The sequence below is a fragment of the Caldisericia bacterium genome, assembly GCA_021158845.1.
Taxonomy (GTDB): Bacteria; Caldisericota; Caldisericia; order B22-G15; family B22-G15; genus B22-G15.
The window spans coordinates 1-1,171 of sequence record JAGGSY010000013.1; the positions used below are offsets into that span (position 1 = coordinate 1).

Here is a 1,171-nt window from a genome sequence, read left to right on the forward strand (position 1 = left end):
GGATGCATGTCTTTCTCCTTTCATGTTAGAATTTATAAATAATTATACTAATTTTAGGAACAATTTTAAACCGAAAAAATCTCATAAATTGAGGTATAATAGTAGTAAGAAAAATAGGAGGTGAGGAAAATTGAAAAAGTTGTCCCCTTTAATTTTTATAATTTTGATTTTGACATTTACACTATGGGGTATATGGGTTCCCTCTTCATTTTCATACAATTTAAGAAGTCAGGGTTTTAAAACCTCTTCAGAAAATATAGAGGCAACTGTCTGTCCAGGAGAAGAAACAAATATTACCCTAACAATAACTGTCTGGGCTGATCCATCACAAACTGTAAACATAACACTTTTGCCCGGTGCTGACTGGATAAAACCAAAACAAACCGAAATCGAGGTTTACGCACCACCAGAGGGTTACTCCTTCCAAACAACTATAACTTTAAGCGGAAAAGATCTCTCCCCTGGAACATACAATGGTAATCTAAGAATAAGATACTACTTTACAGCAAATGAAACAGTCAAAGAAGATGTGATTTCTGTTACCCTTAATGTCATCCTGCCTGTTTTCAATATAGTTCCTGAGAACTTGACCATCATTATGAAACCCACAGATACTAAAGCAATAGATTTTATAGTTAGGAATACAAATGGTTGTGGTATAGTCATAACTGTTTTGCCATTAGAGCAAAATGAGAATGTACAGCTTATCTTTAATCCAACAATAACTCTTTATCCCGGTGATGTTAAAACATTCAAGGTTTTAGTTAAAACAAAAGATCTTAAAAAAACTGTAACGCTTCAGCTTAAATTTGTATCTTCATTCTACCAAAGAACAGTGACATTAAAGATATGTCCCTCCATATCCATCACAGTTGAAGGAGAAGTGATAGAGGTAAATGAGGAAGAAGGGTACATAATTATTGAGACCTTTGATGGAGAAAGATTCAAAGTACTTTTAAGGGACGAGGACAAGGGTAAATATAAAAAAGGAGACTACATAAAAGTTACGGGAAGAACCGGTGAAACAGAAGATGAGATTATTCCTGAAATCATAGAAGAGGTCACATGCGGAGTCACCATTTCTGATCCAGAGGAGATTGTATTCTGTCCTACATGTTCAAGTATAGATTATGGAGGTACATATGTTGGTGGAAAAGATAAGAAAAAAATT

1 protein-coding gene is annotated in these 1,171 nt (G+C 34.2%); it reads left to right on the top strand.

The window, feature by feature from the left end:
• Positions 1-130: 130 nt before the first annotated feature.
• Positions 131-1,171 (top strand): hypothetical protein (locus J7J33_00440; protein MCD6167765.1); only part of this gene is annotated, 1,041 nt, incomplete at its 3' end.